Annotated in this window: 16 protein-coding genes; 10 read left to right on the forward strand and 6 right to left on the reverse strand. The window is 70.2% G+C overall.

The features are described 5' to 3' along the window. Positions 1-140 precede the first annotated feature (140 nt). Positions 141-1,019: a sigma-70 family RNA polymerase sigma factor gene (locus tag ACGFX9_RS08585; RefSeq protein WP_393466820.1), complete on the reverse strand. Its 879-nt coding sequence runs from the start codon at positions 1,017-1,019 to the stop codon at positions 141-143. An 83-nt stretch (positions 1,020-1,102) separates the two neighbouring features. Between ACGFX9_RS08585 and ACGFX9_RS08590 the strand changes: the two genes are divergently transcribed. Then, on the forward strand, positions 1,103-1,552 hold the full coding sequence (locus ACGFX9_RS08590) for a carboxymuconolactone decarboxylase family protein (RefSeq protein ID WP_393466823.1): 450 nt from the start codon (positions 1,103-1,105) through the stop codon (positions 1,550-1,552). Between the two features lie 71 nt (positions 1,553-1,623). Here ACGFX9_RS08590 and ACGFX9_RS08595 read toward each other — a convergent pair whose 3' ends face one another. Together ACGFX9_RS08595 and ACGFX9_RS08600 are read right to left on the reverse strand one after the other, a co-directional pair. After that, on the reverse strand, positions 1,624-2,478 hold the full coding sequence (locus ACGFX9_RS08595; protein ID WP_393466825.1) for an NmrA/HSCARG family protein: 855 nt from the start codon (positions 2,476-2,478) through the stop codon (positions 1,624-1,626). 21 nt (positions 2,479-2,499) lie between these two features. Further along, complete coding sequence (locus tag ACGFX9_RS08600) at positions 2,500-3,432, reverse strand: EamA family transporter (protein ID WP_393466828.1); 933 nt, start codon at positions 3,430-3,432, stop codon at positions 2,500-2,502. 80 nt (positions 3,433-3,512) lie between these two features. On the opposite strand from ACGFX9_RS08600, the gene ACGFX9_RS08605 reads away from it, so the two are divergent. Beyond that, positions 3,513-4,400: a LysR family transcriptional regulator gene (locus ACGFX9_RS08605; protein WP_393466830.1), complete on the forward strand. Its 888-nt coding sequence runs from the start codon at positions 3,513-3,515 to the stop codon at positions 4,398-4,400. 31 nt (positions 4,401-4,431) lie between these two features. Here ACGFX9_RS08605 and ACGFX9_RS08610 read toward each other — a convergent pair whose 3' ends face one another. Next, positions 4,432-4,854, reverse strand: coding sequence for a secondary thiamine-phosphate synthase enzyme YjbQ (locus tag ACGFX9_RS08610; protein ID WP_393466833.1), 423 nt, complete (start codon positions 4,852-4,854; stop codon positions 4,432-4,434). 101 nt (positions 4,855-4,955) lie between these two features. On the opposite strand from ACGFX9_RS08610, the gene ACGFX9_RS08615 reads away from it, so the two are divergent. The 6 genes from ACGFX9_RS08615 (at position 4,956) to ACGFX9_RS08640 (ending at position 10,319) form a co-directional block, all read left to right on the forward strand. Further along, a complete protein-coding gene (locus ACGFX9_RS08615; protein WP_349817350.1) occupies positions 4,956-5,039 on the forward strand; it encodes a putative leader peptide in 84 nt (27 codons plus the stop codon). A 140-nt stretch (positions 5,040-5,179) separates the two neighbouring features. Further along, positions 5,180-6,088, forward strand: coding sequence for an ABC transporter permease (locus tag ACGFX9_RS08620; RefSeq protein WP_393466835.1), 909 nt, complete (start codon positions 5,180-5,182; stop codon positions 6,086-6,088). Then, a complete protein-coding gene (locus ACGFX9_RS08625; RefSeq protein ID WP_393466838.1) occupies positions 6,061-6,846 on the forward strand; it encodes an ABC transporter ATP-binding protein in 786 nt (261 codons plus the stop codon). Before ACGFX9_RS08620 ends, ACGFX9_RS08625 begins: the two co-directional genes overlap by 28 nt. Before the next feature lie 55 nt (positions 6,847-6,901). Further along, positions 6,902-7,945: an ABC transporter substrate-binding protein gene (locus tag ACGFX9_RS08630; RefSeq protein ID WP_393466842.1), complete on the forward strand. Its 1,044-nt coding sequence runs from the start codon at positions 6,902-6,904 to the stop codon at positions 7,943-7,945. A 2-nt stretch (positions 7,946-7,947) separates the two neighbouring features. Beyond that, the gene (locus ACGFX9_RS08635) at positions 7,948-9,156 is read left to right on the forward strand and encodes an LLM class flavin-dependent oxidoreductase (protein WP_393466844.1); all 1,209 of its coding nucleotides are present in this window, start codon (positions 7,948-7,950) and stop codon (positions 9,154-9,156) included. Between the two features lie 62 nt (positions 9,157-9,218). Next, positions 9,219-10,319 carry an NAD(P)-binding domain-containing protein gene (locus ACGFX9_RS08640; RefSeq protein WP_393466847.1) on the forward strand — a complete coding sequence of 367 codons (1,101 nt, stop codon included), beginning with the start codon at positions 9,219-9,221 and terminating at the stop codon, positions 10,317-10,319. A 45-nt stretch (positions 10,320-10,364) separates the two neighbouring features. On the opposite strand, the gene mltG is transcribed toward ACGFX9_RS08640, so the two are convergent. Together mltG and ACGFX9_RS08650 are read right to left on the reverse strand one after the other, a co-directional pair. Next, a complete protein-coding gene (gene mltG / locus ACGFX9_RS08645) occupies positions 10,365-11,207 on the reverse strand; it encodes an endolytic transglycosylase MltG (RefSeq protein ID WP_393468293.1) in 843 nt (280 codons plus the stop codon). A gap of 46 nt (positions 11,208-11,253) precedes the next feature. Beyond that, positions 11,254-13,071, reverse strand: coding sequence for an ABC transporter ATP-binding protein (locus ACGFX9_RS08650; RefSeq protein ID WP_393466850.1), 1,818 nt, complete (start codon positions 13,069-13,071; stop codon positions 11,254-11,256). 146 nt (positions 13,072-13,217) lie between these two features. Here ACGFX9_RS08650 and ACGFX9_RS08655 point away from each other — a divergent pair, with 146 nt between their 5' ends. Together ACGFX9_RS08655 and ACGFX9_RS08660 are read left to right on the forward strand one after the other, a co-directional pair. Next, the gene (locus tag ACGFX9_RS08655; protein WP_393466853.1) at positions 13,218-13,661 is read left to right on the forward strand and encodes a MarR family winged helix-turn-helix transcriptional regulator; all 444 of its coding nucleotides are present in this window, start codon (positions 13,218-13,220) and stop codon (positions 13,659-13,661) included. A gap of 36 nt (positions 13,662-13,697) precedes the next feature. After that, on the forward strand, positions 13,698-16,616 hold the full coding sequence (locus tag ACGFX9_RS08660; protein WP_393466856.1) for an FAD-binding and (Fe-S)-binding domain-containing protein: 2,919 nt from the start codon (positions 13,698-13,700) through the stop codon (positions 16,614-16,616). Positions 16,617-16,722: the final 106 nt, after the last annotated feature.

Below are 16,722 nucleotides of genomic sequence, written 5' to 3' on the forward strand. Positions count from 1 at the left end.
CGGAGGTCGAGCGCGCGCCCTTACGACAGGGCACGCACGTGGACGACTTCACCGCCAAGGAGGAGGAACGTGCGGCTGTCCGGCGGAACGGCGCGAGGCATGGGCCGGTGGAGCGGGAGCCGATCACCCTCGGCAGCGGCTCACGCCGGGTCCGGCAGCTCCATCCGCGCGAGCTTGGCCGGGTCGACCGCGGCCGTGATGGCGGTGATCCGGCCGTCGACGACGGTGAACGCGAGGACCGAGAGCGGGGTGCCGTCCTCGCTCCAGGAAATGACCCCGGGAAGGCCGTTGACGAACGCCGCTCGCCCCAGCGTGGCCGCGCCGGCGGCCAGCCGCGCGCCGGCAGCGACCTTGGTCGCACCGATGGCGACGACCACTCCGCCGGGTGTGTCCACGGTCAGTCTCACCTCGGGGTCGAGCACCCGCAGCAACTCCTCGAATTCGCCGCGCCGAGCCGCCGCCAGGAACGCCTGGACCACCTCGCGCTGCTCCCGTCCGCCGCCTGCCGGCCGCTCCGTCGACCGCACCTTCCTGCGGGCACGGCTGGCGAGCATCTTGGCGGCATCGGTCGACTTGCCGAGGATCTTGCCGATCTCGTCGAACGGCACCGCGAACAGGTCGTGCAGCACGAACGTCAGGCGTTCGTCCGGCCGGAGCGACTCCAGGACGACGAGGAGCGCGAGCCCTACCGAGTCGGCGAGCACCGCGTCGTCCTCGGGAGCAGGGCCGTCGTCGAGCGTCACCACGAGCTCGGGCAGACCGTCGTCAAGGGCCGCTTCGGGGCGAGCCTGACGCGCCCGCAGGACGTCCAGGCTGATGCGGCCGACCACCGTGGTCAGCCAGCCGGCGAGGTTATGGATGGTCGCCGGTTCCTGGCGGGAGAGACGCAGCCACGCCTCCTGGACCACGTCCTCGGCGTCGGTGTGCGATCCGAGCATGCGGTAGGCGACCGAGCGCAGCCGGTCTCCCTGAGCCTCGAACGCCTCGGCCAGCGGCTCCGCCGAACTGGAGTCGGACATGTAGTTACCTTCCTCAGATCTGCTCCGTCATGGGTGATGACGGGCCCGCACGGGCTCACGTAACCGATGAAGGAGCAGGACCGATGGAAGCACGCATGAAGAGCACGGCGAATCCCGATGTGGTGACCGCGATCCAGCACCTCTACAAGGCGATTGCCGCCGGGGGTGTCGACCAGCGCCTGCTGTCCCTTGTCCACCTGCGCGCCAGCCAGATCAACGGCTGCTCGCCGTGCGTTTTCGCCGGTATCGAGGGGGCGAAGAAGGCCGGGGAGACGGACGAGCGGCTGCACGGCGTGGTCGCGTGGCGCGAGACGCCCTTCTACACCGACGAGGAGCGGGCGGCGCTCGCCCTGACCGAGGCGGCCACCCGTATCCAGGACGGCGCGGCGGGTGTCACCGACGAGATCTGGGACGCCGTCGCCGATCACTTCAGCGAGGAACAGCTCTCCACGATCGTCCTGGAGATCGCGCTGACCAACTTCTTCAACAGCATCAACCGCACGATCCGGGAACAGGCCGGCAAGACCTGGTGAACCGGACGGGGCGTCATCCGCCAGGGCCGCGCCCGAGGTCAAAGGATGACGCCCCACCGGCCGGCGCCCCCTCACCGGTTTCCGCGCAGCCACACCTCCAGGGTCAGCAGCTCCGGGTGCCGTTCGCGGAGCGCGGTGATGTCGGCCTCGTACCCCTCTTCGCTGAGCCAGTCGAACATGTTCGCCAGCTCCCCGGCCCCGGATCGCAGCTCGTCGATCGGCTGCCGCTCGAAGCGGGTCGGGATGCCGTCGGCCCTGGAGAACGCCTCGGCGATCTGCCGCACGGTCAGCTCGTCACCGGCGATCTCGATCTTCTCGCCGATGAACTCTGCGGGGTTGCCGAATACTTCGGCGCTGATCCGGCCTATGTCGCTCAGAGCGATCATCTGCAGGGAGGTGTCCGCGTCCAGCGCGATCGAACCCACTCGCTCGCCGTTCTGCGCCTCCGGCACCATGTACGGCCAGTTCTCCATGAAGAACACCGGGCGCAGCACTGTCGCGGGCACTGCGAGAGCATCGATGTGCGCCTCGATCTCCGCTTTGCTCTCGAAGTGCGCGACACCGGACTCGCGGCCGGCGGCGCCGACCGAGCTGTAGACCAGGTGTGCGGCGCCCGCGGCCTTGGCCGCGTCGGCGACGTTCTTGCCCTGCCGCACCTCGGCTTCGGGGTCCGGGTGGATCAGGTCCGCGGGCTGGACGCTGAAGACGCCGTACACGTCCCGCGCTGCCGCGAGCAGCGACCCCGGGGCGTTGAGGTCGCCGGCGAACAGTTCCGCGCCGAGCGCCTTGAGGTTCTTGGCCCCCGGCTGATCCGGGTCACGGACGAGGGCGCGCACCGCCCATCCGCTGGCGAGCAGCCGACGGGCAACTGCGCCGCCCTGACCGCCAGTCGCACCCGTGACCAGGACAATCTTCTTGTTCGACACCGCGAGATCCTTTCAACGAGGTCATGGTGTGGCGGGTTTGGCGGGTGCGGCCGGTGCGGGCAGCTGTCCCGCGACGATCGCGGCGAGTGAGAGGCCGAACCCCACGAGTTGGACCGGGCCGAGCGTCTGGCCGAGCAGGACGACGCCGAGCACGGCGGCGACCAGCGGCGAGAGCAGGACGAGGACCGCGACAGAGGTGACGGGCAAGGTGGTGATGCCGCGGAACCACAGGACGTAGGCGAGCAGACCACCCACCAGGCCGAGCCAGAGGTAGCCGAGGGCGGCGGGCAGGTCGATCGCGGGAGGCGCCCCCTCGACAAGGAAGGTGACGGGCACCAGGAAGAGGCCTCCGGCGGTGAGCTGCCAGCCGGCGACAGCGGTGGGTCCGGCGTCGGCGGGCCGCCCCCAGCGCTTGGTGAGCGTCACCCCGAGCGCCATCGAGGCCGCGCTCGCCAGGCCGGCCGCGACCCCGACCATGTCGAGTGCCGCGTCCGGTCCGATCACCACCAGGCCGACGCCTACGACACCCGCCACCCCCCAGGCGAGGCGCCACACGGACAGGGCCTCGCGGAGGACCGCCACGACCAGGAAGGCGACGATGAGCGGCTGGACCGCCGCCAGGGTGGCGGCAGCGCCGCCCGGCAGGCGTTCGGCCGCGATGAACAGCAGCGGGAAGCACAGCCCGATGTTCAGCACGCCGAGTACCGCCGCCTTTCCCCACCAGGCGCCGCGCGGCAGCGTCCGGGTGAGGGCCAGGGCGATCAGGCCGGCGGGCAGCGCGCGCAGGAGGCCCGCGAACAGCGGGTGCCCCTGCGGGAGGAGCTCGGTGGTGACGACATAGGTGGTGCCCCACACCATGGGCGTGAGCGCCGTCAGGAAAGTGCGCGGGAGATTTCCACGGGGGACACCGCTGCTCGCCCCGCCAGAGACCCTGGGTATCGCTGGACTTGTCATGCCTCGGAGTCTCGCCCGCCCGCGACCAATGAGTCCAACACATGTTTTTCACCTCATCCATCTCTATCTAAGATAGATGTATGGAGCTCCAACAGATGCGCTATGTCGTCGCGGTCGCGGAGACGAACAACTTCACCCGGGCCGCCGAGCGGTGCCTGGTCGTCCAGTCCGCCCTCAGCCATCAGATCGCCCGCCTGGAGAAGGAGCTCGGCGCGAGGCTTTTCGAGCGCACCAGCCGCCGGGTGCGGCTTACGCCGGCCGGCGAGGCGTTCCTCCCGGCCGCCCGCCAGTGTCTGGACGCCGCCGAACGCGCCGCCGCCGAGGTCGCCGCAGCGGTCGGCGAGGTGCGCGGCCGGCTCGCCGTCGGCCTGATTCCCACGGTCACCGCGGTCGACATCCCAGGTGCGCTGCGTGACTTCCGCAGGCGGTACCCGCATGTGCGCATCAGCTTGCGGGTGGGCGCGAGTGACGACCTCGTCGAGCAGATCAAGCAGGGAGCCCTCGACGCGGCCTTCCTCGGGCTTCCGACCACGGCGCGGCCCCAAGGCGTCGCGGCCCACGAACTCGCCCGTGACCGACTCGTGGCCGTGGTCGCACCGGACCACGCGCTCGCCGACGAGCCGGCCGTCGACCTCCGCAGGCTCTCCTCCGAGGTGTTCGTGGACCTTCCGGAAGGCACAGCCGGACGCGTCCAGTCCGACCAGGCCTTCTCAGCCGCCGGCCTCAGCCGGGACGTCGCCTTCGAGGTGACCACCGCCGACTACATCGCGCGGCTCGTCGCACAGAGCCTCGCCATCGCCATGCTCCCCGCCGCCTACGCGCCTCAACTCACCGGCGTCACCACCGTCGAGGTCACTGACGCACCGGCCCGCGTCGAGTACGTCACCTGGAGCCGGACCAGCCGCACCCCCGCGGCAACCGCCTTCCTCGCCCTCCTCGACATCCCGGCCCAGCCCCGCGCAGAGTGAAATTCCGCTGCCGCTTCCTGGGCAGAGGTGACTAGCCGAGGAAGCTCAACCGCACCTGGCGGTCAGGATTGTCCCGGTTCGTGTCCACCAGGCACACCGACTGCCACGTCCCCAGCTCAAGGCGGCCCCCGAGCACCGGCAGCGTCGCGTGCGGTGCCACCAGTGCCGGCAGGACGTGGTCACGGCCGTGGCCCGGTGTGCCGTGCCGGTGTTGCCAGCGGTCGTCCGCCGGGAGCAGCGTGTGCAGCGCGGCCAGCAGGTCGTTGTCGCTGCCCGCGCCTGTTTCCAGGATCGCGATGCCCGCGGTGGCGTGGGGGACGAAGATGTTGAGCAGGCCGTCGCGGCCGCTCGCGGCTTCCCGCAGGAAGCTCTCGCAGTCGTGGGTGAGGTCGGCGACCGTCTCCGTGGAGCCGGTGGTGACGTTCAGGACACGGGTGGTGAAAGCGTCGGACATGGGTCCATCGTCCCTCACCTCGCTCCCAAGTGCTGGTACGTGGCGTCCGCCTTTCGAGACGCCATTGACCGTGCGCGGACGATCTCGCTACGTTCAGCGGCATGTTGCGTTCAGCTCTGCTCACCACGCGCGGTCACATCGACCTGCTGCGGGTGGCTTCTGCTGCGTGTCGTCGCGGCTGCTGACACTCCCTCAGCCCGCACTTCCTGGCTTTCCCCCCTCGCCTTTGCCTGCCCTGTCGCCTTCGCGCGGTTGATTTCGCCATCCCGCGTGTAGATCTTCGGGCATTCGCTTCAGGCGCCCCTCCCTCCTGCCGTGGAGCACCATGAGCATCAGCCATGCCCCGCCCGATTCCGAGTCGGACATCTCCGGAATATCGAAATCTGTCGTCGCCGATTCCCCCGGCGCCACCCCGCCCGGGTCCGGCGAATCCGACCTCGTCCCCATCGTCCCGTCCTCCACCCGCCGCACCCGCGTCCCCCGCTGGCTGCGCCGCACCTCCGGCCCTCTCGCCCTCCTCGCCCTGTGGCAACTCCTCAGCTCCACAGGGGTGTTGACGAAGGACGTACTCGCCTCGCCGGGGACCATCGCCGGTGTCGCCCGAGACCTCATCGGGGACGGTTCGCTGACCTCCGCCATGGGGGTGTCGCTGCAGCGGGTCGCGGTGGGGCTGTTGCTCGGTGTCGTCGTCGGGACGTCGCTCGCGCTCGTCTCCGGGCTGTTTCGCATCGGTGAGGATCTCGTCGACGCCAGCGTGCAGATGCTGCGTACGGTGCCGTTCGTCGGGCTCATCCCGCTGTTCATCATCTGGTTCGGCATCGGCGAGGCGCCCAAGGTCGCCATCATCACGCTGGGCGTCTCCTTCCCCCTCTATCTCAACGTGTACGCGGGGATCCGCGGGGTCGACTCGCAGCTCATCGAGGCCGGGGAGTCCCTCGGGCTCTGCCGGTGGGGGCTCGTGCGGCACGTCATCCTGCCCGGCGCCCTGCCCGCGGCGATGACGGGGCTGCGCTACTCCCTCGGCATCGCCTGGCTCGCCCTCGTCTTCGCCGAACAGATCAACGCGGACTCGGGGATCGGCTTCCTGATGGTCCAGGCGCGTGACTTCCTGCGGACCGACGTGATCGTCGTCTGCCTCATCGTCTACGCCTTCCTCGGCCTCATCGCCGACTTCATCGTCCGCACCCTCGAAAGGCTGCTGTTGCAATGGCGACCGACGTTCACCGGCCGGTGACCCCCAAGGCACCCGCCCCACAGCGCACTTCGGCCGTACGAGTCGAAGGCCTCACCCGTGCCTTCGACGGGCGTGCCGTCATCGATCGCCTCGACCTCGACGTGCGGCCGGGCGAGTTCGTGGCGCTGCTCGGACGCAGCGGCTGCGGCAAGTCGACCCTGCTGCGCATCCTCGCCGGACTCGACCGGGACATCGAGGGGACCGTCCTCGTACCGCGCCGCAAGGCCGTCGCGTTCCAGGCACCGCGGCTCATGCCCTGGAAGCGCGTGTGGCGCAACGTACTGCTCGGCCTCAAGGGCAAGCCCGAACGGGCCCTCGCCGAGCGGGCGTTGGAGGAGGTCGGCCTGAAGCACCGTGCGAACGCCTGGCCGAAGACGCTGTCCGGCGGCGAAGCCCAGCGTGCCTCGCTGGCCCGCGCCCTGGTACGCGAGCCCGATCTGCTGCTGCTCGACGAACCGTTCGGCGCGCTCGACGCGCTCACCCGCATCAAGGCCCAGCTCCTCGTCGACGAACTGTGGCAGCGCCGCGGCTGCGCCGTGCTGCTGGTCACGCACGACGTCGAAGAAGCCGTGCTCCTCGCCGACCGGGTGCTCGTCATGGACGAGGGGGTCATCGCGTACGAGACCGAGATCGACATCGACCGGCCGCGCGGCATCACCGATCCGCGCTTCGCCGAGCTGCGCACCGAACTCCTGCGGCGCCTCGGCGTCGACGCGCACGACGCCCCCGCGCAGGCCACCGAGGTGGCAGCCGCCTGATCCCACCGAACCACCGGCCCCGCCCTCGTGAACGAACACACCGAACGGACTCACCATGCGACGACACCTCGCCGCCCCCGCCCTGCTCCTCCCCCTGGCCCTGCTGCTCGCCGCCTGCTCCGGCTCCACCTCCGCGAGCACCTCGTCCGCCGGCTCGGGCGGCGGCACCGACGGGAAGGGCTCGCTCACCCTCAACGTCGGTGACCAGAAGGGCGGTTCGGAAGCCGTGCTGCGCGCGGCAGGGGAACTCGACGACCTGAACTACAAGATCCGCTGGTCCACCTTCACGTCCGGCCCGCCCCTCCTGGAAGCCGTCAACGCCAAGGCCGTGGACATCGGCGCCGTCGGCAACACGCCGCCCGTCTTCGCCGCCGGTGCCGACTCGAAGATCTCCGTGGTGGCCGCGACCCACGGCACCGCCGCGGGCGAGGCGATCCTCGTCCCGAACGGCTCGCCCCTGAAGAAGGCCAAGGACCTCAAGGGCAAGTCCGTTGCCGTGGCGCAGGGTTCGTCGGCGCACTACCAGCTGATCGCATCCCTCAAGGAGGCCGGGCTCGGCTTCAAGGACGTCAACGTCAAGTATCTGCAGCCGGCCGACGCGCTGGCCGCGTTCACCAGCGGCAAGGTGGACGCCTGGTCCGTCTGGGACCCGTACACCTCACAGGTCCTCGAGGGCAAGCAGGGCCGTGTCCTGACCGACGGCGACGGCCTGGTGAACGGTCTCAACTTCCAGGTGGCGGCGCCGGGCGCGCTCAAGGACAAGAAGAAGTCCGCGGCGATCGACGACTACCTCAGGCGGCTGCGCAAGGCGCAGGCCTGGGTCTACGAACACCCCGAGGCGTGGGCGAAGGTCTGGGCGAAGGACACCGGCCTGCCCTACGAGGTGGCCCTCGCCGCCGTCAAGCGCAGCAACGGCACGCGGGTCCCTGTCGCCGTGGACAAGAACGTGGTCACGTCCGAACAGGAGATCGCGGACAGCTTCACCGAGCTGAAGCTGATTCCGCGCCGCGTCGATTTCGGTGACTTCGTCGACACCCGCTTCAACGGCGATCTGCCGCCCTCGACCAGCAAGCCGCGTACGTACGACAAGGAGTCCTGACCATGACCGTCCACCTAAACTGGTTCCTGCCGACCGGCGGCGACGGCCGTACCCTCGTCGACCGGCACGCCTACACCGACGGCGGCATCAAGCGTTCCCGTGTCACTCCGGTCAGCGGGGTGCGGGCTCCCGACATCGACTATCTGATCCAGATCGCCAAGGCGGCCGAGCAGGTGGGCTTCGAGGCGGTGCTGACGCCCACGGGTACCTGGTGCGAGGACGCCTGGCTGACGACGGTCGCGCTCGCCCAGCACACGGAGCGGCTCAAGTTCCTCGTCGCGTTCCGTCCCGGTGTCATCTCCCCCGTGCTCGCCGCCCAGATGGCGGCCACGTATCAGCGCATCACGCGCGGACGGCTGCTCCTGAACGTCGTCACGGGCGGTGACTCGACCGAGCAGCGGCGCTTCGGTGATCATCTCGACCACGATCGCCGTTATGCCCGTACGGACGAGTTCCTGTCCGTCGTACGAGGAGTGTGGGGCGGAAAGCCCTTCGACTTCGCCGGTGAGCATTACCAGGTGGAGGGCGGGCTCACCGCGCTGCCGCCGGACCCGCTGCCCGAGGTCTTCTTCGGTGGTTCGTCCGCGGCGGCCGGGCCTGTCGCGGCGCGGCACGCGGACGTGTATCTGACGTGGGGTGAGCCGCCGGAGCAGGTCAAGCAGAAGATCGACTGGATCCGCGGGCTCGCCGAGGAGCAGGGGCGCACGGTCCGCTTCGGGATCCGGCTGCACACCATCTCGCGTGACTCCGCCGCCGAGGCGTGGGCCACCGCGAACCGGCTGCTCGACGACCTCGACCCGGATACCATCGCCGCCGCCCAGCAGGCGCTCGGCCGCAGCGAGTCCGTCGGCCAGCAGCGGATGCTCGCCCTGCACGGCGGCTCCCGTGACGACCTGGAGATCTCGCCGAACCTGTGGGCCGGCGTCGGCCTCGTGCGGGGCGGCGCGGGCACCGCTCTCGTCGGCAGCCACGCCGATGTCGCGGACCGGATCGAGGAATACCACGCGCTCGGCGTCGAGCACTTCGTGCTGTCCGGCTACCCGCATCTGGAGGAGGCGTACTGGTTCGGCGAGGGCGTGATCCCGGACCTGGCGGCGCGCGGCCTGCTGCCCCGCATCCCGGCGTCGCAGCTGGCCTCGGTGCCCGCGGCCAACGGTCGTCCCGCCTCCGCTCCCGGCGGTGCGCCGCTCCTCGTGGGCGGCGGGCGCTGACCCGGACGCCGCTCAGGCCTCGACGCGGGAAGATCCCGGACCCCGGTGGAGTTAGTAGAAACGTGAACGATATCGGGGTTCGGGAAGCCGCACGCGAAGCGGACGTGGACGTGGTCGTCATAGGCGCCGGGCAGGCAGGCCTGTCCAGCGCCTATCACCTGCGCCGGGCCGGATTCGAGCCGGAACGGGACTTCGTCGTCCTCGACCACTCGCCCCGGCCCGGCGGCGCGTGGCAGTTCCGGTGGCCGTCGCTGACGTACGGCAAGGTGCATGGGATGCACGCGCTGCCGGGCATGGAGCTGACCGACGGCGATCCCGAGCGGCCCTCGTCGGAGGTCATCGCCGGCTACTTCGACGCGTACGAGCGGCGCTTCGATCTGCGCGTGCGGCGCCCCGTGGACGTACACAGAGTGCGGGAAGGCAAGGACGGTCGGCTGCTCGTCGAGACCTCGGCCGGGACCTGGTCGACGCGTGCGCTGATCAACGCGACGGGCACGTGGGACCGGCCCTTCTGGCCGCGCTATCCGGGGCAGGACACCTTCCGCGGGCGGCAGTTGCACACGGCGGTCTATCCCGGTCCCGAGGCCTTCAAGGGGCAGCGGGTGATCGTCGTGGGCGGCGGGGCGTCCGGCACGCAGCATCTGATGGAGATCGCTCCGTACGCCGCCGAGACCACCTGGGTCACGCGGCGGGAGCCCGTCTTCCGCGAGGGACCGTTCGACGAGAACAGCGGGCGGGCCGCGGTCGCGCTGGTGGAGGAGCGGGTCCGGCAGGGGCTCGCGCCGCAGAGCGTGGTGTCGGTGACGGGGCTTCCCCTGAACGACGCGATCCGCCGGGCGCGGGCCGACGGGGTCCTTGACCGGCTTCCCATGTTCGACCGGATCACGCCACGCGGGGTCGAGTGGGACGACGGGCGGCGCGTCGATGCCGACGTCATCCTCTGGGCGACCGGGTTCCGGCCCGCGATCGAGCACCTGGCGCCGCTGCGGCTGCGCGAGAGCGGGGGCGGGATTCGTCTGGAGGGCACCAGGGCTGCCGCGGATCCCCGTGTCCACCTGGTGGGGTACGGGCCTTCGGCCAGCACGATCGGCGCCAATCGCGCCGGGCGCGCGGCCGTGCGGGACATCCAGCGGCTGCTGTCGAAGGCGCCGGTCACGGTGTGACGCGACGCCTCCTCGGCTTCGGTTGAGCGGTCGGTTCGGTGCGACTCAGGACGCCTTCTGATCCTCCTTGTTGTCCTTGGTGTGCTTGTTGAACTCCGCCACGTTCTTCTGCTGCTCCTCGAAGTTCGACGTGAAGCGGGTGTCGCCCGGCTTCACCGTCACGAAGTACAGCCAGTCACCCCGCGGCGGACTGGTCGCCGCGTGCATCGCCGCGTCGCCGGGGTTGCTGATCGGGGTGGGGGGCAGGCCCATGCGCACATACGTGTTGAACGGGCTGTTGATCTGCGTGTCGCTGTCACGGGTGTGCAGCGTCGACCGGTTGAGGGCGTAGTTGATCGTCGAGTCCATCTGCAACGGCATGCCCTGTTCGAGACGGTTGTAGATGACGCGGGCCACCTTCCCCATGTCTTCCTTGGAGTCCGCCTCGGCCTCGATCATGCTCGCGATGATGACGGTCTGATAAGGGTTCACCGCGTTGCGGTCGGCGCCCGCGGTGACCTGACCCGTGCCGAACCTCTTGGTGGCCGTGTCCACCATGTACGACAGCACGGACGCGGGAGTCGACTGTTTGCTGAGGGGATAGGTCGCGGGGAAGAGATATCCCTCGGGATTCCCGCCCGCGTCCTTGGGGAGTTTGAGGGCGGCCTTGGGGAGGGTCTTCTTCGTGGTGCCGGCCGGCACGCCGAGGGCCTTGTCGACGGCCCCGTACACCTGGCCCGAGCGCCAGCCCTCCGGGATGGTCAGTGACTCGGGGTGCGTGCTGTCCTCCGGAAGCAGCAGCGGCACCGCAACGGCGGTGACCGCCACGGCGGCTCCGGTCGCGATCAGGGCGATCCGGCCCCGACGCGTCAGTCGAATCGTGCCCCGGCGCGGAGTCTTGGTCTGCAGCATGCGGTCACATTATCGTGCAAATGCAGACATTTCCTGCACATCTTCACGTCACCGGCTCCAGTTGGGCGTCTCGCCGGACCAGGGCGGCGTAATGGCCGTCCCTCTCCAGAAGCTCCTCGTGCGTGCCGCGTTCGGTGGTCCTTCCCGCGTTCAGGACCACGATCTGGTCGGCGTCGCGGACCGTGGAGAGCCGGTGGGCGATGGTGAGGGTCGTCCGGTCGGCGGACAGGGCGTCGATGGCTTCCTGCACCGCGTGCTCGGTGTGGGTGTCCAGGGCGCTCGTCGCCTCGTCCAGGATGAGGACGGGCGGATCGCGCAGGATCGTACGGGCGATGGCGAGGCGCTGTTTCTCGCCACCGGAGAAGCGGTGGCCGCGCTCGCCGACGACGGTGTCGTACCCGTCGGGGAGGGACGCTATGTGGTCGTGGATCTGGGCGGCGCCGGCGGCCGCGATCAGCTCATCGTCCGTGGCGTCGGGCTTGGCGAAGCGCAGGTTCTCGGCGACCGAGGCGTGGAACAGATAGGTCTCCTGGGAGACGACGCCGACCGCGCGGGCCAGTGTGTCGAAGTCCAGGTCGCGCACGTCGACGCCGTCGATCGTGACCCGGCCGCCCGTCACGTCGTACAGCCGGGGGACGAGATAGCTGAGGGTCGACTTCCCGGAGCCGGTGGGACCGACGACCGCGAGGCTGCCGCCCGCGGGGACCGTGATGTCGATGCCGTCGAGGATCAGGCCCTGCCGGTCGTCGGCGGTGTCGTAGCTGAACTCGACGTCCTCGAAGCGGACCTCGCCCTTGATCTTGTCCAGGCGGACGGGACGCTCGGGCTCGGTGATGTCGATGGGCAGGTCCAGATACTCGAAGATGCGCTGGAAGAGCGCGAGCGAGGTCTGGATCTGTACGCCGGTGGAGAGCAGGCTCACGGTGGGCCTGAACAGGCCCTGCTGGAGCGAGACGAAGGCGACGAGCGTGCCGATCGAGACCGTCGGGCCGCCCATCTGGAAGGCGAGGCCCGCGGTCCAGTAGATGACGGCGGGCATGGCGGCCATGACGACCGTGATGACGGCCATCCGCCAGCGTCCCGCCATGTTCGACCGGACCTCCAGGTCGACGAGGCGCTCGGACTCGTCGGCGAAGGAGCGGGTGAGGGAGTCGGCGCGGCCCATCGTGCGGCCGAGCAGGATGCCGCTGACGGAGAGCGATTCGGTGACCGTCGCGGCCATCGCGGCCATCTGCTTCTGGCGCTGTGTGGCGATCTTCTTGCGCTCACGGCCGACCCGGCGGCTGATCCACACGAACACGGGCAGCAGGAGCAGCGAGACGACCGTCAGACGCCAGTCGAGGGCGAGCATCGCGACGATGGTGGCGATGACGCTGGTGAGGTTCGAGACCAGGGAGGTGGCGGTGGAGGTGACCGTCGCCTGCATGCCGCCGATGTCGCTGGCGATGCGGGACTGGACCTCTCCGGTGCGGGTCCTGGTGAAGAAGGCGAGCGACATGCTCTGCAGGCGGCCGTAGACGGCGGTGCGCAGGTCGTGCATGACGCGCTGTCCGACCGTCGTGCTGATCAGGGTCTGCAGGACGCCGAAGACGCTGGTGACGACCGCGCTCAGGATCATGCCGAGGGCGAGCAGGCTCAGCAGGCCCGTCCGTCCCTGGGGGATCGCGGTGTCGAGGATTTCCTTCAGCAGGAAGGGGGTGGCGACCGAGACCAGGGACGCGGCGCCGACCAGCATGCCGACGATCGCGAGGCGACCGCGATAGGGACGGAAGAGGCGCAGGATGCGGCGGATCTGCCGCGGCTGTTCCTCCTCGCCGGGGGGCAGGGGCTGCGGGGTCCACTTGGGTTCGTCGTGAGGCATGGGCTCCTACGGGAGGTGAGACGGCCGCCGGCGCGCGGACCGGCGATGACGGTCGGCTCAGCTGGGAAAGTGCCGACGATGATTGAGGGAGCATAGCTCACTGTTACCTATACTCACAATGCACATGGTCCTGATAATGTTCCCGCATGAACACCCCGGACGCCGACGGCCTGCTCGCCGAACAGCTGCTGCGGCTGACCCGCAGGCTGCACCGTATCCAGAAGCGCCATCTGGTGCCGCTCGGCGTCACCCCGGCCCAGTCCCGACTGCTCCGCACCCTTGTACACAACGAGACGCCGCCGCGCATGGCGGACCTCGCCCAGCGCCTCGAAGTGGTCCCGCGCGCCGTGACGACGCTGGTCGACGGCCTGGAGGCCGGTGATCTCGTACGTCGCGTGCCCGATCCGACCAATCGCCGGGTGATCCGCATCGAACTGACGGACGCGGGACGCAAGGCGCTCGGGGAGCTGCGCGACGCGCGCCGGGCCGCCGCGGAGGACATCCTGGCCCCATTGGACGCCGAGCAGCGCGAGCAGCTCGGCGGCCTGCTGAACGCGCTGTTCGATGTGCCGGACGTCCGTCGCTGCTGACACCGCCCGCCGGTCCGACCCCGCCGAGGAGAGCTCATGCCGCTGCTGGAGCCCACGCCGAAAGCCCTGCGCCCCGGGTCTCGCACGGAGGGCCCGGCTCCCGACCGGGTGCCGGACCGGCTGGCCGGAGGCACTCCTGAGCCGCTGCGCTCGGAACTGTCCGCGCTGCTCGGCGAGGACAAGGTCCTGACGAAGATCTCCGACCTCGTGCGGTACGCCTCCGACGCAAGCCCCTACCGCTTCGTGCCGCAGGTCGTGGTGATCGCCGAGGACATCGACGACATCTCCGCCGTCCTGTCGTACGCACACGGCAGGAGCCGCGAGGTCGTCTTCCGGGCGGCGGGCACCTCCCTCAACGGCCAGGCCCAGGGCGAGGACATCCTGGTCGACGTGCGCAGGCACTGGGCGGGCGTCGAGGTCATCGGCGACGGCGAGCAGGCGCGCATCGGGCCCGGTACGACGGTGCTGCGGGCCAACATCACGCTCGCCCGGCACGGGCGCGTGCTCGGCCCCGACCCCGCGAGCGCCATCGCCTGCACGGTCGGCGGGGTCGTCGCGAACAACGCATCCGGGATGACGGCGGGCACCACCCGCAACTCGTATCGCACGGTGGCCTCGCTGACCTTCGTCCTGCCGTCGGGGACGGTCGTCGACACGGCCGATCCGGACGCCGACGACCAGCTGGCGCACGCCGAACCCGCCCTGTGCGAGGGCCTGTTGACGATCAAGCGGGAGATCGAGGCCGACCAGGAGCTCACGGCCCGGATCCGCGCGAAGTACGAGATCAAGAACACGAACGGCTACCGTCTCGACGCGTTCCTGGACGGCGGGACACCCGTCGAGATCCTGCGCGGCCTGATGGTCGGCTCGGAGGGCACCTTCGGGTTCATCTCCGAGGTCGTCTTCGACACGCTTCCGCTGGAGAGGCATATCACCACGGGCCTGCTGTTCTTTCCGTCCCTGCCCGCCGCCGCGGCCGCCGTCCCGCTCTTCAACGAGGCGGGAGCGCCGGCCGTCGAGCTGATGGACGGCAACACACTGCGTGCGTCGACCAGCGTTGCCGGGGTGCCCGCCGACTGGGCGGATCTCCCGAAGTCGACGGCGGCGCTCCTGGTGGAGTTCCGCGCACCGGACGAGGCGCGCCAGGCGGCGTACGAGGCAGCCGCCGCCAAGGTGGTCGAGGGGCTCGAACTCGTCGCGCCGGTCGCCTCGGTGACCAACACGTTCACGCGGGACGCGAAGACGATCGGGGGCTACTGGAAGGCCCGCAAGGCGTTCGTGACGGCGGTCGGCGGTTCGCGGCCCTCCGGGACGACGCTGATCACCGAGGACTTCGCGGTGCCGCCGTCCCGGCTGGCCGAAGCCTGCGAGGCTCTGCTCGACCTGCAGACGCGGCACGGCTTCGACGCCGCCGTCGCGGGGCATGCCGCGCACGGCAATCTGCACTTCCTGCTCGCCTTCGACGCGGGGAAGCCTGCGGACGTGGCGCGCTATGCCGCGTTCATGGACGACTTCTGCCGGCTGACCGTCGAGCGCTTCGACGGCTCGCTCAAGGCCGAGCACGCGACGGGGCGCAACATCGCGCCGTTCCTGGAGATGGAATGGGGCCCGAAGGCCACGGAGTTGATGTGGCGCACCAAGCAGGTCATCGACCCGGACGGTGTGCTCGCACCGCGCATCGTCCTCGACCGTGACCCGAAGGCGCATCTGCGGGGCCTGAAGTCGATCCCCAAGGTGGAGCTGATCGCGGACCCGTGCATCGAGTGCGGCTTCTGCGAACCGACCTGTCCCAGCGAGGACTTGACGACCACACCCCGCCAGCGGATCGTGCTGCGCCGCGAGATGATGCGCCAGTCCCCCGGCTCCCCGGTCGAGGACGGCCTCATCGAGGCGTACGGATACGACGCCGTGGACACCTGCGCGGGCGACTCGACCTGCAAGCTGGCCTGCCCGGTCGGCATCGACACGGGCGCCCTGATGAAGGACTTCCGCCACGCCCGGCACTCGCCGCGCGAGGAGAAGGCCGCCGCTTTCGCCGCCAGGAACTTCAAGGCGGTCGAGGCCTCCGCGCGGCTCGCGGTGGCCGCGGCCGACCGCATCAGCGACCGGCTCCTGACCACGGTGACGCGCACCGCCCGCAAGGCCGTGCGGCCCGATCTGGTCCCCGAGTGGCTGCCGGACATCCCCGGCGCAGCCGCCCGCAAGCTGCCGCGCACCGCACGCGTGGGCGCGAGCGCCGTCTACTACCCGGCGTGCGTCAACCGCATCTTCGGGAGCCCGGGTGACCGCTCCCTGCCGGAGGCCGTCGTCGCCGTCTCCGCGCGTGCCGGAAGGCCCCTCTGGATTCCGGACGATGTCGCCGGGACGTGCTGCGCGACGATCTGGCACTCCAAGGGGTACGACAGGGGCAACGTCGTGATGGCCAACCGCATCGTCGAGGCGGCCTGGGGCTGGACGGCGGGCGGCAGGCTGCCCCTCGTGGTGGACGCCTCCTCCTGCACGCTGGGCATGGCGCATGAGGTCGTGCCCTATCTGACCGCGGACAACCGGCAGTTGCACCGGGAGCTGAACATCGTCGACTCCCTCGTGTGGGCCGCGGACGAGCTGGTCCCCCGGCTCACCGTGCGCCGCAGGGTCGGTTCCGCCGTCCTGCACCCCACCTGCTCGATGAGCCACCTCGGCGACGAGGCACAGCTGCGTGCCCTCGCCGAGGCCTGCGCGGACGAGGTGGTGGTCCCCGATGACGCGGGCTGCTGCGCCTTCGCGGGCGACCGCGGCATGCTCCACAAGGAGCTGACGGAGTCGGCGACCCGCAAGGAGGCCGCCGAGGTCACCGCGCGGGAGTTCGACGCGCATCTCTCGGCGAACCGCATGTGCGAGGTCGGCATGGACCACGCGACGGGCCGCACCTACTACTCGGTGCTCATGGAGCTTGAGCGCGCGACCCGCCCGTAAGTATCCGCGACAGCTGGCTCGGTCCGCGTCGGCGACAGCTGGCTCGGTAAAGGAAAGTCCAACTCCCTGGCCACTTCGGTCCCTTGCGCCACGCGCGTCCCCCCAT

It is taken from the genome of Streptomyces sp. NPDC048436 (genome assembly GCF_043200355.1).
GTDB lineage: Bacteria > Actinomycetota > Actinomycetes > Streptomycetales > Streptomycetaceae > Streptomyces.

What these genes read in the sequence shown, in the direction of transcription:
- ACGFX9_RS08585 (WP_393466820.1), bottom strand. Translation starts at nt 1,019, where the DNA reads ATGTCCGACTCCAGTTCGGCGGAGCCGCTGGCCGAGGCGTTCGAGGCT.
- ACGFX9_RS08590 (WP_393466823.1), top strand. Translation starts at nt 1,103, where the DNA reads ATGGAAGCACGCATGAAGAGCACGGCGAATCCCGATGTGGTGACCGCG.
- ACGFX9_RS08600 (WP_393466828.1), bottom strand. Translation starts at nt 3,432, where the DNA reads ATGACAAGTCCAGCGATACCCAGGGTCTCTGGCGGGGCGAGCAGCGGT.
- ACGFX9_RS08605 (WP_393466830.1), top strand. Translation starts at nt 3,513, where the DNA reads ATGGAGCTCCAACAGATGCGCTATGTCGTCGCGGTCGCGGAGACGAAC.
- ACGFX9_RS08610 (WP_393466833.1), bottom strand. Translation starts at nt 4,854, where the DNA reads ATGTCCGACGCTTTCACCACCCGTGTCCTGAACGTCACCACCGGCTCC.
- ACGFX9_RS08615 (WP_349817350.1), top strand. Translation starts at nt 4,956, where the DNA reads ATGTTGCGTTCAGCTCTGCTCACCACGCGCGGTCACATCGACCTGCTG.
- ACGFX9_RS08620 (WP_393466835.1), top strand. Translation starts at nt 5,180, where the DNA reads ATGAGCATCAGCCATGCCCCGCCCGATTCCGAGTCGGACATCTCCGGA.
- ACGFX9_RS08625 (WP_393466838.1), top strand. Translation starts at nt 6,061, where the DNA reads ATGGCGACCGACGTTCACCGGCCGGTGACCCCCAAGGCACCCGCCCCA.
- ACGFX9_RS08630 (WP_393466842.1), top strand. Translation starts at nt 6,902, where the DNA reads ATGCGACGACACCTCGCCGCCCCCGCCCTGCTCCTCCCCCTGGCCCTG.
- ACGFX9_RS08635 (WP_393466844.1), top strand. Translation starts at nt 7,948, where the DNA reads ATGACCGTCCACCTAAACTGGTTCCTGCCGACCGGCGGCGACGGCCGT.
- ACGFX9_RS08650 (WP_393466850.1), bottom strand. Translation starts at nt 13,071, where the DNA reads ATGCCTCACGACGAACCCAAGTGGACCCCGCAGCCCCTGCCCCCCGGC.
- ACGFX9_RS08655 (WP_393466853.1), top strand. Translation starts at nt 13,218, where the DNA reads ATGAACACCCCGGACGCCGACGGCCTGCTCGCCGAACAGCTGCTGCGG.
- ACGFX9_RS08660 (WP_393466856.1), top strand. Translation starts at nt 13,698, where the DNA reads ATGCCGCTGCTGGAGCCCACGCCGAAAGCCCTGCGCCCCGGGTCTCGC.